Source organism: Zhongshania aliphaticivorans, assembly GCF_001586255.1.
Lineage (GTDB): Bacteria > Pseudomonadota > Gammaproteobacteria > Pseudomonadales > Spongiibacteraceae > Spongiibacter > Spongiibacter aliphaticivorans.
Genome location: NZ_CP014544.1, coordinates 1,284,762 through 1,299,686, shown reverse-complemented (window position 1 = coordinate 1,299,686; position 14,925 = coordinate 1,284,762). Strand labels below are relative to the sequence as shown.

16 protein-coding genes, 1 tRNA gene and 1 pseudogene are annotated in these 14,925 nt (G+C 51.2%); 3 read left to right on the top strand and 15 right to left on the bottom strand.

Features of this window, described 5'->3' with window-relative positions; translation table 11 throughout:
* Positions 1-36 precede the first annotated feature (36 nt).
* The 3 genes from AZF00_RS05685 to edd form a co-directional block, all read right to left on the bottom strand.
* Complete coding sequence (locus AZF00_RS05685) at positions 37-2,016, bottom strand: TonB-dependent receptor plug domain-containing protein (protein WP_197465715.1); 1,980 nt, start codon at positions 2,014-2,016, stop codon at positions 37-39.
* Between the two features lie 382 nt (positions 2,017-2,398).
* Positions 2,399-2,563: a hypothetical protein gene (locus AZF00_RS19130; RefSeq protein ID WP_082793655.1), complete on the bottom strand. Its 165-nt coding sequence runs from the start codon at positions 2,561-2,563 to the stop codon at positions 2,399-2,401.
* A 76-nt stretch (positions 2,564-2,639) separates the two neighbouring features.
* Positions 2,640-4,451, bottom strand: coding sequence for a phosphogluconate dehydratase (gene edd / locus AZF00_RS05680; protein ID WP_062383334.1), 1,812 nt, complete (start codon positions 4,449-4,451; stop codon positions 2,640-2,642).
* A 244-nt stretch (positions 4,452-4,695) separates the two neighbouring features.
* Here edd and AZF00_RS19450 point away from each other — a divergent pair, with 244 nt between their 5' ends.
* The 3 genes and pseudogenes from AZF00_RS19450 to AZF00_RS19790 form a co-directional block, all read left to right on the top strand.
* Entirely contained in the window at positions 4,696-4,815 is a 120-nt protein-coding gene (locus tag AZF00_RS19450; RefSeq protein WP_082793654.1) for a transposase, read from the top strand.
* A gap of 211 nt (positions 4,816-5,026) precedes the next feature.
* Positions 5,027-6,217 (top strand): ISL3 family transposase, encoded by a 1,191-nt coding sequence (locus tag AZF00_RS05675; protein ID WP_062382734.1) that lies wholly within the window; start codon positions 5,027-5,029, stop codon positions 6,215-6,217.
* A 33-nt stretch (positions 6,218-6,250) separates the two neighbouring features.
* Positions 6,251-6,379 (top strand): annotated as a pseudogene (locus AZF00_RS19790) (transposase); the annotation flags it as partial.
* Positions 6,380-6,528: 149 nt separating this feature from the next.
* On the opposite strand, the gene AZF00_RS05670 reads toward AZF00_RS19790, so the two are convergent.
* From AZF00_RS05670 to ruvA, 12 genes are all read right to left on the bottom strand, one after another.
* A tRNA-Lys gene (locus AZF00_RS05670) sits at positions 6,529-6,603 on the bottom strand.
* Between the two features lie 200 nt (positions 6,604-6,803).
* Positions 6,804-7,481, bottom strand: coding sequence for a 7-cyano-7-deazaguanine synthase QueC (gene queC, locus AZF00_RS05665; protein WP_008246660.1), 678 nt, complete (start codon positions 7,479-7,481; stop codon positions 6,804-6,806).
* Positions 7,482-7,496: 15 nt separating this feature from the next.
* Positions 7,497-8,147, bottom strand: a complete 651-nt coding sequence (gene queE / locus AZF00_RS05660; protein ID WP_008246658.1) for a 7-carboxy-7-deazaguanine synthase QueE — start codon at positions 8,145-8,147, stop codon at positions 7,497-7,499.
* A gap of 67 nt (positions 8,148-8,214) precedes the next feature.
* Positions 8,215-9,048, bottom strand: coding sequence for a tol-pal system protein YbgF (gene ybgF, locus AZF00_RS05655; RefSeq protein ID WP_008246657.1), 834 nt, complete (start codon positions 9,046-9,048; stop codon positions 8,215-8,217).
* Positions 9,049-9,063: 15 nt separating this feature from the next.
* Positions 9,064-9,558 carry an OmpA family protein gene (locus AZF00_RS05650; RefSeq protein WP_008246656.1) on the bottom strand — a complete coding sequence of 165 codons (495 nt, stop codon included), beginning with the start codon at positions 9,556-9,558 and terminating at the stop codon, positions 9,064-9,066.
* Between the two features lie 85 nt (positions 9,559-9,643).
* Positions 9,644-10,936, bottom strand: coding sequence for a Tol-Pal system beta propeller repeat protein TolB (tolB, locus tag AZF00_RS05645; protein ID WP_008246655.1), 1,293 nt, complete (start codon positions 10,934-10,936; stop codon positions 9,644-9,646).
* Entirely contained in the window at positions 10,936-11,715 is a 780-nt protein-coding gene (locus AZF00_RS19310) for an energy transducer TonB (protein ID WP_008246654.1), read from the bottom strand. Before AZF00_RS19310 ends, tolB begins: the two co-directional genes overlap by 1 nt.
* Before the next feature lie 5 nt (positions 11,716-11,720).
* Positions 11,721-12,164, bottom strand: coding sequence for a protein TolR (gene tolR / locus AZF00_RS05635; RefSeq protein WP_008246653.1), 444 nt, complete (start codon positions 12,162-12,164; stop codon positions 11,721-11,723).
* 11 nt (positions 12,165-12,175) lie between these two features.
* Positions 12,176-12,850 (bottom strand): protein TolQ, encoded by a 675-nt coding sequence (gene tolQ / locus AZF00_RS05630; protein WP_008246652.1) that lies wholly within the window; start codon positions 12,848-12,850, stop codon positions 12,176-12,178.
* Positions 12,851-12,874: 24 nt separating this feature from the next.
* Positions 12,875-13,267 carry a tol-pal system-associated acyl-CoA thioesterase gene (gene ybgC / locus AZF00_RS05625; protein WP_008246651.1) on the bottom strand — a complete coding sequence of 131 codons (393 nt, stop codon included), beginning with the start codon at positions 13,265-13,267 and terminating at the stop codon, positions 12,875-12,877.
* Entirely contained in the window at positions 13,267-14,307 is a 1,041-nt protein-coding gene (ruvB, locus tag AZF00_RS05620) for a Holliday junction branch migration DNA helicase RuvB (RefSeq protein WP_008246650.1), read from the bottom strand. Before ruvB ends, ybgC begins: the two co-directional genes overlap by 1 nt.
* A 13-nt stretch (positions 14,308-14,320) precedes the next feature.
* Positions 14,321-14,920, bottom strand: coding sequence for a Holliday junction branch migration protein RuvA (ruvA, locus tag AZF00_RS05615; protein WP_008246649.1), 600 nt, complete (start codon positions 14,918-14,920; stop codon positions 14,321-14,323).
* Positions 14,921-14,925 lie beyond the last annotated feature (5 nt).

The following is a 14,925-nucleotide window of genomic DNA, read 5'->3' as shown; positions in this document are numbered from 1 at the left end:
TCGTACTAAAGCCGATTTGCCATCGAGCCTTAACGCTTAAAAATTCAGTTTAAACTTTAGGTAGCCGCCCCGCTCAACCTCAACCCGAGGCGTGCCCACCACCTTATCGACATATTCCTCATGGCTACTGTCGAGCAAATTTTGGCCGACGAAGGAAATCGTCACTGCCTCGCCAATTCGCTTGCTGACATGAACATCGAGCTCGGTGTATTCATCGATACGCTGACCATCGAGGTCATCGACATAGCGCAGTGTTGTATCGACTCCCCAGCCCCCACTCAAATCCCAGCTAGAACGAAATGTCAGACGATGTTGCGGGCTTTCACCTTCCGCATTTGTTGCCGTTGGGTCGCCGCTGGTATCGGCGTCAACATCGATTTGCACATTGCTGTATTGCACTTCTGTGCGCCAGTTAGGGCTCAGCACTGCGCTCAATACCAGTTCACCTCCCCATGAGCGCGCATCGGCGCCATTGCTAGCGATGATCGGTATTATGGCCGCTGGTGGGGGCGCAGAATTTGCTTCGAGAGCGCCAGGTTCCAAGGTGCGCAAGCCCTCGTATTCATTAAAAAATAGTGCGATATCCACACTCACCGCAGGGCTAAATTGCTGCCGCCAACCCAGCTCGTACGCTCGCAGCGATTCCGAGCGAAAAGATTCTCTACCCTGGATCTGCAATTGAACTTGCGGCGCAACGTAATCAAAATCGACACGACCGTCATGTTCCGTGCGACTGGGCGTGCGCTTCGCCTGAGAGATCGCTAACCACGCCGAACCATGCGCGTTATAACGCCAAATGGCGCGGGCAGTCGGCTGAACCTCACTACCACTAAAATCGTTATGCTCTAATTTACTGCCGGTAATTAAACGCCAATTTTTAGTGGGCGCGAACTCATACTGCAAGAAACCACTCGCCACGTCGTAATGCCGCTGCTCACGGGTAAAACGAATATACTGGTCAGGTAGCTTGTCGTCGGTGTAGCGATAAGCTAAGCCCCAAACCAAGCGCTGTCGATCATCAATACGGTAGCTGTGTTGAAAATCAGCGTCGTAACTGTCAACAGTCAAATTAAACAGCAGGTCGGTTCGCTCTGAGTGATCGGCATAGAATTTGAGACTATAATGCGATCGCTCATTTTGCTGATACTGCCAATGCGTCATAAAATTAATGCCCGAAAATTCCGCTCGGGCGTAGAGCAAGCTTTGTAAATTTAGGGCGTTTTGATCGGGAAGCACGAGTTCCTCCCCCTCCGCACCTTCATAGGCATTGAGCTGTAGGCTAAAGGCACCTAACTCAGGGCTGCCTTGATCGTAGCGTAGTCCAGCCTGTACCGAATTCCAGCCATCACGATTTTCAAGGCCGTCGGGCCTAATAGCATCGTCACGCTCAAAGGCCTTAATGTGAGCGCGCAGGTATTTTTGCTCCCCTAGCTGCACCCCAAAGCGATAGCCCGTAAACCATTTTTCCTCATTGCCAGCGCCCACTTCCAGCATGCCGCCCTGAGTATCGGCGCTGTGCCGGGTCACAATATTAATAACGCCATTAAAGGCATTAGAACCCCATAGCGATGCGCCTGGGCCACGCACTACTTCAATGCGTTCAATATCATTAATGAGGGTATCGAGGGTATCCCAAAACATACCAACCTTGGCGGGAGAAAACATACTCCGCCCGTCAACCAAAATAAGCAGGCGATTGGTAAATATGCCGCCATTAAACCCCCGAATACCGACACCCCATTTGGCAGAGCCAAACCGAGTAACCTCAACGCCGGGCACAAGCCGCAATAATTCAGGAATACTAGTCGCACCAGACCGCGCAATAGAATCCCGATTCAACACATACACTGCCGCAGACGACTCCCTATGCGACTCGCCTCGACGCACGCCCAGCGACACATCAATATCTAACAGCTCTTCTAAGCTCAACGACGCGAGATCTTCAGCGCGATAATCCTTGGCATTAAGCTCACTGGCAGCCAAGCCTACGCAAAGGCAAAATGCTGTTGCGCGCACGTCATATAATCTACTGCAATCGACCATAGCCGGCGCTTCCCATAATGATCATCGTCGCAGGAGACCTCTGGCGCAATGTAGCGAGCTCCCGTTTACAAAAAATCAACTCAAAATACCACGCGTTACGATCTACCACTTTTCGGTATCAACTGAAAATGAGGGCAGCGCAAGCTAAGAGGCATATAGGTGAACCCACCACTACTCCCCACTGGTTCAAAAAGTATAGAACACTAGGAGTAAACAGCGAGTTTGTTTGAGAAACTTCTCAGATCATGGGGCATCGTGCCCATCTGCCGCGCCGACCAGCGCGGCTACATGGCGAATAAATACCTGAGTAATCCGCAATTTGCATTCAAGCGTTCTTGCAGTGCACATTGATGTGTTACAGATAAGCAGACTGCCATTGGCCATTTCGGTAACAGGCAATCACCCTTGAGCTAGCGGGCAATTTGTCCTCGCAATAACTGCGATACAGCGCGGGAATAAGCTTACGAAACGAGAGATCGCCAGCACCACCAAAAATGACAATATCAAAGGGCTCTGTCATACCATTTCCTAATTATTTACGAGGTCAGTCACCAACAAGGGCGCATAGCCGAAGGCTTCCTAGCAACCGTGGGCAACTACATATCCATTACCGACGCACCGTGTTCGGCATCACTCACTAACTTTCTAAAACAAGAGAATAACTCGCGCCCCATGCCCTCTTGATGGCCACCGGCGTAAATCGCTACCGGCCGCTCGAACACAGATTCGTCAAGTACCCGCAAGACACTGCGCTCGGCGTCGAACTCGATCATATCGCCGTCACGCAACCGCGCTATTGGGCCACCATCAAGGGCCTCTGGGCTTAAATGAATTGCCGCAGGCACCTTGCCCGACGCCCCAGACATACGACCGTCCGTTACTAGAGCAACTTTGTAGCCACGGTCCTGCAACACACCAAGCAATGGCGTTAATTTGTGAAGTTCAGGCATACCATTCGCCTTGGGTCCTTGAAAACGCACCACGGCAATAAAATCGCGATTAAGATCACCAGAATCAAAGCGGGCCTTCATTTCATCTTGGTCATTAAAAATAACCGCAGGCGCCGTTAACACGCGATACTCAGGCTTGACTGCCGAGGTTTTAATCACCGAGCGTCCAAGGTTGCCCTGCAACAAGCGCAAGCCCCCTTCTTTGCTAAAGGGCTTTTTGACTGTGGCGATAATCTCTGCGTCCAAACTGACTGTCGGCCCATCGCGCCACACTAAACTGCCATCCTGATCTAAAAAGGGCTCTTTGCAATAACGCCGCATGCCACCTGCACCAGCGACCGTGCTCACATCGTTATGAAGCAGCCCGTTATCCAGCAATTCTTTAATTAATAGCGGCATGCCGCCGGCAGCCTGAAAATGATTTACATCGGCTAAGCCATTAGGGTAAATCCGGCACAACAAGGGCACCACTTCCGACAGCTCGGCCATGTCTTGCCAATTAATAATTACCCCAGCTGCGCGGGCAATGGCGACGAGGTGGATGGTGTGATTCGTAGAACCACCGGTTGCCAACAAGCCAATAATGCCGTTGATAATGCTCTTTTCATTAATCATCTCACCGAGCGGCAAAAACTCCGGCGATAGCGGCGACAATGTATTCAGCGTAGCAACCGCGGCTTTGGTCATTGCTTCGCGCATCGGCGTGCCCGGATTAATAAACGAACTGCCGGGCAACTGCATACCCATAATTTCCATCAGCATTTGGTTGCTATTTGCAGTGCCGTAAAAAGTGCAGGTACCGGCGCTGTGATAAGACTCACTTTCCGCCTTGAGCAATTCCGCTCGCCCTACCTTGCCTTCGGCGTAAAGCTGGCGAATACGGCTTTTCTCGGCGTTGGGCAGCCCCGACTCCATCGGCCCTGCGGGTACAAACAAACAGGGCAAATGCCCAAAGGCCAGCGCACCAATTGCCAAGCCCGGTACAATCTTGTCGCACACACCAAGACATAAAACGCCATCAAACATATCGTGAGAAAGCGCAACGCCAGCCGCCATCGCAATATTGTCGCGACTAAAGAGCGACAGTTCCATGCCCTCACGCCCCTGGGTCACGCCGTCGCACATCGCCGGCACACCACCAGCGAACTGAGCTACGGCGCCCAACTCGCGAGCCGCCGCTTTAATTTGCGCGGGGTAATCCTGAAACGGCTGGTGGGCCGACAACATATCGTTATAAGAAGAGACAATGGCAAAGTTCGCCGCGCGATCTATCGCCAGTGCAGACTTGTCGTGAGCATCTGAAGCGGCAAAACCGTGCGCTAAATTACCGCAGGATAAATGCCCTCGCGACACCCCAGGGCGATGGGCGCGACGAATTTTTTCAAGATACGCTTGCCGACTTGCTGCACTGCGCTCGATTACCGCTTGGGTGACCTTGTCGATAACGTCGTTAAGCACCTTATGTATCCTCGCTGATCCAACCGTTCATCGCCAATTAAAGCCTCACGCGCATTTCCCTTAATACGCCCGAGGCCAGCTTTTCGCCTATCTGCACCCAACTCTACACCCCAATGACCTCCGCAGTTAAGCCCAAATGGCCTTCCCAACTATCTATTTTGGCGCAAAGTCCTATCAAACAAGCAATTGCTAGGCCGGTTCCTTGCAGGCTCTTAAAGAACGAGACAAGGTTCAGGTGGTTGTCATGGACCTGTCTGAAACCTATCGCAGTATTGCTCGGCGTTACTTCCCAAACGCCATCATTACCGCAGACGGATTCCGCGTTGTGAGATTGATTAATCAACACTATTTAAAAGTCTGGTAGCAGTATGATCCCGAGGGCCGGAAGAACAGAGGTTTAATCAGCCTTATGCGTCGTCACCAGTGGAATTTGAGCGATGAGCAGCACGCGAACCTTATGAACTACTTAGCTAAGTACTCAGCGTTACAGATATTTTGGGCTCTTCATCATTAACGGGGGACACCGGCATTCATTAAACTGAATTTGCGAAGAAACAGTTTGATGGAGAATACCGATGTCCCACGCAGGAAGAATTATAGGCATACCTGGCCTTGAGATTGAACGGGTAGTCCGCAGGAAAGGGATCGAAGTCTGGGCAAAGCCTGTGCACAGGCCGCCTTGTAAGCATTGTCAGGGCAATGGCCTGAGGATTAAAGCCACGCATCTCAGGACGGTGAAGCACACTCGTCAGGGGAATCAAGTGATGACCTTGCACCTTCGAGTACCCAAGTACCATTGCCAGGAGTGTAAGCGCTATTTTCGTCACGCCTTTACCGGTATTCGTCCGCGTTTTCGCGCTTCAGAAGCCTATCGACTGGAAGTGTTCGAAGCCCACGATGGCGGTGTAACGCAGCGCAAGTTGTCTCGAACCCATCAAATCAGCCCAGCGACGGTAGAGCGTTGGTATCAGCACCATATTAAGCAAAAGCGTTCCGAGGGGGATCGCCGATATTGCCCTCGCGTATTAGGGATAGATGAGCATTTCTTTACCCGTAAAAAGGGTTATGCGACCACGCTTACCGACCTCAAGAATCACAAAGTGTTTGATGTCCAACTAGGACGATCAGAATTGAGTTTGCGCCGCTATTTAAAGGCCCTTGAGGGACGAGAGCGCGTTCAGGTTGTGGTGATGGATCTCTCGGAAACGTACCGCAGCATTGCCCGCCGCTACTTTCCCAATGCCGCGATCGTGGCTGACCGATTCCATGTGGTCAGGCTTATTAACCAGCACTTTTTAAGTGTCTGGAAGCAGCATGATCCTGAGGGCAGAAAGAACCGCGGTTTGATCAGTTTAATGCGTCGCCATCAATGGAATTTGCGGGATGAGCAGCACGCCAACCTTATGCAGTATTTGGCTGAGTACCCAGTGCTGCAAGCACTGTATGTGGCCAAGCAACGATTAATCCGATTTGTGTTGCTCAAGACCCTGACGCGCAAGAAAGCCAGCATCAAGTTGCCGGTATTCATGAAATTGCTTGATGAGCTAGCTGAGAGCCCGCTACGAGCGCTAGCTAACACATTGCGCTCCTGGTTGAAGCCCATTGTGGCCATGTGGCGATTTAGTAAAAGTAACGGAATAACTGAGGGCTTCCACAACAAAATGGAAATGATGACACGACGAGCGTATGGTTTTAGAAACTTTGAAAATTACAGGATGAGAGTGCTGGCCCACTGCGGGTGGGACGGAGTGATTAACAGGGTTTGATGAGTGCTATCCCCCGATAATGGGGTAGAGCCAATAACTGAGGGCTTCCACAACAAAATGGAAATGATGACACGACGAGCGTATGGTTTTAGAAACTTTGAAAATTACAGGATGAGAGTGCTGGCCCACTGCGGGTGGGACGGAGTGATTAACAGGGTTTGATGAGTGCTATCCCCCGATAATGGGGTAGAGCTATATTTTGGCTGTGGTCACAGGATGGGCACGATTTGGTCACAAGGTGGTCACAACAGAAAGTCCAGACGAAAAAAAAGCGCTGCATGTATGCAACGCTTTGAATTCTTTAGAGAAAATGGTGGGCCGTGATGGATTCGAACCATCGACCAATTGGTTAAAAGCCAACTGCTCTACCACTGAGCTAACGGCCCATATTCTCTTACTATGCTACCCGCGAGTTCCGGGGGCCGCATTGTAATGCTATCTTCCGAATGAATCCAGTATTATTTACCAGACCTAAATCACTGATTAATCGCCAAAATTGCGTCTTTTCAGTGACCCCGAAAGAGGCGCCTATAATACGGATTTCAAAAGAAAAAACAACCGCAACACACTAAAAAAAGCAGTTTTATTACAGTTTGTGGTATCGGGTGGGATCAGCGACGCCAGCTTGCAGAAAACCTTCGCGACGAAGATGGCAGCTGTCGCATCGCCCACAGGCTTCGCCTTCGGTATTCGCCCGATAACAGGACACTGTTTGCCCATAATCAACACCTAGGCCAGTACCTAACTTGACGATATCCGCCTTACTGAGCGCCATTAAGGGGGTGTGGATGCGCATGCCATGCCCTTCCACTCCGGCCTTGGTCGCGACATTCGCGAGGGTCTCGAAGGCCTCTATAAAGGCTGGGCGACAATCCGGGTAGCCCGAGTAGTCCACTGCGTTCACGCCGATAAATATATCGTCCGCATCGAGGACTTCCGCCCAGCCTAGGGCAATCGACAAAAACACGGTATTGCGCGCTGGCACATAGGTAACTGGAATACCCACTGCGCCCGCATCGGGAACATCGATTTTCATATCGGTTAAGGCTGAGCCACCAATACTGCTTAAATCTAATTTAATAATTTTAAATTCTTTGGCACCGCCACTTTCCGCAACGCGGCTGGCGGCAACTAATTCGGCGCGGTGACGCTGACCATAATCAAATGCCAGGGCATAGCACTCATACCCTGCTTTTATTGCCTGGGCCAATACCGTAGCGCTATCTAAGCCACCGGAAACCAGTACGACTGCTTTCTTTTGCAAAACACGTCCTCGTTGCTAATGCCCTGCGGCGTCATTCCACAATATTTTATGTAATTGCATTTGAAAGCGCACAGGGAGGTTATCTGTCACTATCCAGTTTGCCAAATCGGTGGCACTAAGCTGACCAAAGCTAGGCGAGAACAACACCTCGCCAGCACGTTTATTCAGCTGGTAACTATCGAGTTGAAACCGTGCCCAGTCGTAATCTTCACGATTACACAGCACGAACTTAACTTGGTCGTGGTCGGTAAGAAAGGGGATATTATCCATAAGATTGCGGTGCATTTCACCTGACGCGGGAGTTTTTAAGTCCATTACCCGCGAAACCCGCGCATCAACCTTTTCTATTGGTAGGGCGCCACTGGTTTCTAATGACACCTCATAGCCTGCGTCACAGAGCGCGGTGAGCAAGCTTAGGCATTCGGGCTGCGCTAGCGGTTCACCACCGGTCACGCATATATAGCGGGGAGAATACTGCGCTACTTCAGCGAGGATATCGTCCAATTCGCGACGCTCGCCACCGTGAAAGGCATACTCCGTGTCACAGTAAACGCAGCGCAAAGGGCAACCTGTAAGGCGCACAAATACTGTGGGTAAGCCCAAAGTACGAGACTCGCCCTGCAGAGAGTAAAATATTTCAGTAATACGAAGGGTGTTCGCTTTCATTAGCACTGGCTACCGGATACTGGATTGCTCCCGGAGACCAGCCGCGCAAGCTTTGCTCCGCGAACAATCAGAAATTCTTACGGAGAAATTCCCGTGATTTGTTCACTGCAGAGTTACCGGTACTGCCGTAACGGTCAATAACATGGGTCAGTAATTCTTGGGATTTTTGCTTATTGCCATTCAAAAAGTAAACCGTGCCCAGTTTATACATGGCCGCGGGGACTTTATCGTGGTCGGGGTATTTGCTTAGCAAATACTGAAAGGCGTCAGTTGCAGCCTTTAAATTCTGGGGTTTAACAGCGACGTAGAGTTCACCGAGCCAATACCACGCATTAGGTGTGTAGCGACCTGAGGGGTAGCGCTCAACATACGCCAAAAAAGACGTGATGGCTTGATCGTAATTGCCACTTCTCACCAAAGCGTAAGCGTCGGTGTAATCAGATGATTCATTGCCGTTACTTGCAACGGCGGGGACAGCACTAACTGCTGGCGAATTAACAACATCTGCACCCGTTACTGCGGCACCAGCTGCCTCACCAGTAATTCCAGCGTCACTTCCAACATCTACAGCGGCATTGGCTGCCGTAGAAGAGCTGCCAACCACGGCGCCAGCGGCGCCAGTGGTTAGCGAACCCAAACGGCGGTCTAGATCAATATAGCGATCTAGGCCCTGCTGTTTTAGCTGGCTGATCTGATGCTCTTGCTCTTCCACTATCCCCCGCAACGTCATCATTTCTTGACGAAGCTGCTGTAACTGCTGGTAGATCTCCCCTTGCATACTACGATTGGATTCAGCACCCGCTCGCGGAGAGTTCATATCAACAACTGGGGCCTGAGCCCAAAGTTGCGCCGACAGGCAGGCTGCCGGCAACAGTAAGAACAGTGGTTTTGTAAACTGCATCAGTACGCCTTTAAATTACTTCAGTTCAACGCGACGGTTCTGAGAGTAAGTTGCTTCAGACTGGCCGAATGCAACTGGACGCTCTTCGCCGTAGCTAACAGTCTCAATACGGTAGCGCGGAATGCCATTAATTGCCATGTAATCTGCAACTGCATTAGCACGACGCTCGCCTAGAGCGATGTTGTATTCACGGGTACCGCGTTCGTCAGCATGACCTTCCAGACGCACAGGGCCAGTAGTTTTCTTCAGACGAACAATTTGTGCGTCCAGAGCTTTACGAGCCTTAGCAGTCAAAGTGGCTTGGTCGAATTCGAAATGGAAAACCGTTTCGAGATTCATCATGTCCTGGGCATCGTACGCAGAAGCATTTGCATCAGCAGACTCAGTGTAAGTGCTAACGGTATCAGCACCTTCCTGGCCACTGCTATCGGTATCAGTTGATGCACAACCAGCCAACAGCACGCTGAAGAAAGCTACACCCAAAAACATATTTTTTGCTTGGTATTTCATGGCATTTTCCCGTCAAATTTTGATTACACACTTCCGGACACACAATTAATTTTGTCTGCCCGGTCTTTCTTTCCCGGCTACTACATCATTGAAGAAAAGGCGACCAAGCCGGTTCGCGCACATCCCCGAATCGCGACGGCAAGCGATACTTCACTCCACCGTCTATCGATACTGCCGCCAACACACCTTTACCATCGTACTGCGTTGCATACAATAGCATACTGGCGTTTGGCGCTACACTAGGTGACTCGTCCAAATTAGTGGTAGTGAGAATTTCAACACGGTTACGTTTCAAATCCTGTACTGCAATATGAAAATTACCGCTATTTCTATGCACTAACACTAATCCCAGACCGTCGGGCAGTACTCTTGCCCGCGCATTATAGTCACCTATAAATGTCATTCTTTCTACCGCACCGCTGCCCAGTTGGACCTTATAAATCTGCGGTTTACCGCCTCTGTCGGACGTGAATATTAACGATTTCCCGTCCGGCATCCAGGCCGGCTCAGTATCAATAGCAAAATGGTTGGTTACCTGCTGCAAACTGCCGCTGGCCAAATCCATCACATATATATCGGGACTGCCGTCCTTCGACAATACCATTGCCATTTGTGTTCCATCCGGTGAAAACACCGGAGAACTATTCAAACCTCTAAACGAGGTCAATTGCTTACGCACCCCAGTCAGCAGGTTCTGCGTATAGATTGCAGGCCTGCTAGTTTCAAAAGATACATAGGCGATTGTCTTGCCGTCGGGAGCCCAAGTCGGCGCCATAATTGGCTCTCGACTGTCAAAAAGTACCGATTCGTTGGCTCCATCGATGTCGCTTTTCAGCAACCGGAAGCGGGTTCGATTGCCCCCTTCGCGAACAGCGGAAACATAAAGCAGTTGCGTCCTAAATGCACCGCGAATATTTGTGAGTTTTTCATATATTTTGTCGCTGACCGTATGCGCGAGGTAACGCGGCTTGTCCACACTCACTGATTCCGTGCCAGTTAGGATCACACGCTGAGTATTAACGTCTAAAAGTTCATAATTCGCGGTCAGGGCATTCGGCCCATCCTGAGTCAATGAACCCACTACCACATAGTCGACACCCAGACTCTTCCAGTCGCGATAATAGACTTCACTGGCATTGCGCGGCCGTCCCAGCATGTCGCCACGACTCAAGGGCGCAAACTGGCCGCTGCGATGCAAATCCATCTCAATGATAGACGCAACATCCTCTGCCACCGCCACGCCGGGCTGCCAGCCGAAGGGCACAATGGCAATCGGTACCGGATCATCCTTGCCCTTATTAATTTCAATAGTGAGATCAGCTATTGCGAAATTGCCGGCCAGCACTAGTGCTAACACTGTAACGATTTGTTTAAACATTACCGCCTCAAATCTTGGGGTGAGAAATTAATCGTAAATCGTCGGAAATTCTTCTCGTACGCCGACGGATCTTTGCGGGCCAGCTCAGCCAGCTCTTCTATTTTACCTAAACGGGTGACCGCTCGGGTTACCGATAAATCAAAAGCGCTATCACCACTGCCTCTGGTAATCGTATGCCCAACGATTTCGCCGGTGGGCGTCGTCATAATCTGGATCGTGGTCTGCATGCCGTTTCTGGCTGACAGAGGCCGCGTCCAATTATTGGAAATTAAGGTCGTAATCAAATCGGCATAAGTCGACGCCAATTCACCGTCTTCAACCAAGTCATCTTCTGATGCTAGCGCATCAGCCAGCTCTTTTTGCTGCTCGCGACGAATCTCTTCCTCTAGGGCACGCTGCTTAGCCGCTTCCCGCGCTTTTTCCTGTTCCTTTTGTTTACGAATCTCCTCTGGCGTCGGCCCTTTCGGTTCAGGCTTTTTGACCTGCGGCACCGGCTTCGGTTTTGGCGGTGGCGGCGTTGGTTTTGGCTCGGGCTTTTTGACCGGCTCAGGCTTCGGTGCCGGTTTGACCACGGGCTTCGGCGTTGGTTTCGCCACGGGCTTAGCCGGTGCAGGCCGACTAACGGGTTTCTCTATAACCAGTTTCGCCTGTATTGCCAACGGCCGCGCTTCCAAGGGCTTGGTATCCTGCATAGCCGGAATACCGAACAGCAATAACGCGATTATGCCAGTGTGCAGACTGACGGTGACCGCTGCGGGAAGCAGTTTAATATCTGTCATCGCGCTTACTTCGCTCCACTGCGCGATTGAGGTTCCTCGGTAATCAAACCTATCGATGTTGCGCCAGCACCCTGCAAAACCGCCATCGCCGCGACTACCGCCGAATAATCAACCGCGCCGTCACCCTTCACCATCACTGGCGTTTTGGGCTTATTACGCAAAATCTTACTAATCTTGTCACCAATATCTGCCAATTCCGCTGGCTCGCCCTGCTTACTAGGGTCGCCGAGGGTCACGTAGTATTTACCCTGTTTATCTACCGAAACGACAATAGGGTCGTCGTCGGTCGGTGGTACCGGCTCGGTAGACGCCTGGGGCAATTCAACTTGCACACCTTGCACCAGCATTGGCGCCGTCACCATGAATACAATTAATAGCACCAACATAACATCAATGTAGGGAACCACATTGATGTCGGACATTGGCTTACGCTTATTTCGCCGCGACATAGCCGTTTCCCTTAATCCCGCGAGTGAATCTGGCGGTGTAAAATGCTAGAGAACTCTTCCGAGAAGGTATCGTACTTACCCGCGAGGGAATCGACCTTGGAAGAAAAACGGTTGTAACACACCACCGCCGGTATTGCGGCAATCAAACCCATCGCGGTCGCAACAAGCGCTTCAGAAATACCGGGGGCCACAGTTGCCAGCGTCGCTTGTTGCACCTGACCTAAGCCGTGGAACGAACCCATAATTCCCCACACTGTTCCGAGCAAGCCAACGTACGGGCTGGTAGAACCCACAGTAGCCAAGAATGGCAGGCCATGCTCCATCGCTTCTTCTTCCCGCGACAGCGCCACGCGCATCGAACGCTGACAAGCATCCATCATGGCATCGGAGTCCAGACGCTTTTTGGCGAGCCGGGTAAATTCTTTGTAGCCAGCCCGAAATACACTCTCCATCCCGAAGACGGCGTGTTTTTCTTCCCCTTCTTTATATAAGGTATGCAAATCGGTGCCAGACCAAAAACGCGATTCAAAGCGCTTCATCTCGTTCTCGGCCTGATTAAAATACATGACCCGGTTGGCAATTTGATACCAGGACACCACCGATGCAAGTAACAGCACCATCATTATCAGCTGCACAAACAGACTGGCCTGACTCACTAAGTGCCAAATGGAAAGCTCTTGTCCCACAGTTAACTCCTGATATTTTTTGTATTAATGCTGTAGCGCCGCCAATAGCGTCGCCGGTATTCGTTTTGGTTTTAATGTCGCGCTGTCGACGCAGGCTACTGTTACTTCTGCGTCGCAAATCAATTCTTCACCACGATACACTCGCTGTTCAAAGCGCAAGCTAACTCGAGCCGCCGCTATGACTCTGGCGGTAACAATAAGTTGCTCATCTAATCGTGCTGGACGTAAATATTTTGTCTGCAGTGCGCTAACTACAAACATTAGCGCGTCATTCATGATTTCTGTTTTAGAAAACCCCAGCGCCCGCATGTATTCTGTGCGTGCACGCTCCATGAATTTCAGGTAGTTCACATAAAAAACGATGCCACCCGCATCAGTGTCCTCGATATAGACTCGCAGCGGTAGCCTGAATTCCATTAGGGCGCACCACCGTTTTCGGTAATATCCCCACTTTTGGGCATTTCAAGACCAAAGTGACGGTAGGCCATATTGGTTACCACCCGGCCACGCGGTGTACGCATGATATAACCTTGCTGGATCAAGTAAGGCTCAAGTACATCTTCAATGGTACCGCGCTCTTCACTAATCGCGGCGGCAAGGCTGTCGACCCCTACTGGGCCGCCATCAAAACGCTCAATCATAGCCAACAATAAGCGCCGATCCTGATGATCAAAACCACTGCTGTCGACATTAAGCATATTTAATGCCTGATCGGCGATCTCCGCACTCACAAAACCATCGGCCTTCACTTCAGCATAATCTCGCACGCGCCGTAATAGCCGATTGGCAATACGCGGCGTGCCTCTGGAGCGCAGTGCAATTTCATGGGCACCGGCATCATCAAGGCGCATGCCGAGAATGCCCGCACTACGGCTAACAATGGTGGTGAGATCCTTCACCCCATAAAATTCCAAGCGCTGAACAATACCGAAGCGGTCCCGCAGCGGTGACGTTAACAAGCCCGCCCGAGTGGTAGCACCAACCAGTGTGAACGGCGGTAAATCTAATTTAATTGAACGTGCGGCCGGTCCTTCGCCAATCATGATATCCAGCTGATAGTCTTCCATCGCAGGATAGAGAATTTCCTCAATATTAGGGCTGAGACGATGGATCTCGTCGATAAACAGCACATCACCGGCATCGAGGTTGGTCAATAGAGCAGCAAGGTCACCCGCTTTTTCCAATACCGGCCCCGAGGTCGTTTTGAGCGACACCCCCATTTCATTGGCCAAGATATTTGCCAAGGTGGTTTTGCCCAAGCCTGGAGGGCCGAAAATCAGGGTGTGATCCAGTGGTTCATTGCGCATCCGCGCTGCACTAACAAATATCCCCATTTGCTCACGCACCGCTGGCTGACCAATATAATCAGCCAAACTTTTGGGTCGTATGGCGCGGTCATAGCGCTCTTCGGCAGGCTCGCCGAGTTCCGGCGCCACGAGGCGGTCTATTTCAATCACTGAGTTTTGCTCATTACTTAATCATGTTTTTTAAGGCAGCGCGGATTAATTCCTCGCTACTCGCATCGTCCAGTTTCAAGGCGCTAATTGCCTTGCTCGCCTCTTGGGGCTTATAGCCCAGCGCCACGAGGGCGGCCTCGGCTTCGGCGATATTCGCTCGGCCCAACGCCTGGGGCGTTGGCATACTTACACTGCCAAACTCCGGCGCCCAATCTTTGAGACGGTCACGCATCTCAATAACCAAGCGCTCAGCGGTCTTCTTACCCACCCCCGGCAAGCGCACCAGCGCAGCAGTATTACCATCTTGCACGCAGCGCACAAATTCATCGCTGTCGATGCCCGACATAATCGCCAAGGCCATTTTTGGGCCAACACCGTTTACCTTAATCAAATCCCGAAACAAGCGCCGCGCACGAACATCGCTAAAACCGAACAACTGCTGGGCATCTTCGCGAACTATAAACTGGGTGTAAAGCGCCACTTCCTCGCCCAGCGCGGGCAAATTATACAAAGTAGTCATGGGCACTAGCACTTCGTAGCCCACACCCTGTACATCAATCACAATTTCCGGTGCTTGTTTTTCAATCAACACGCCGCGCAAACGTCCTATCATTACTG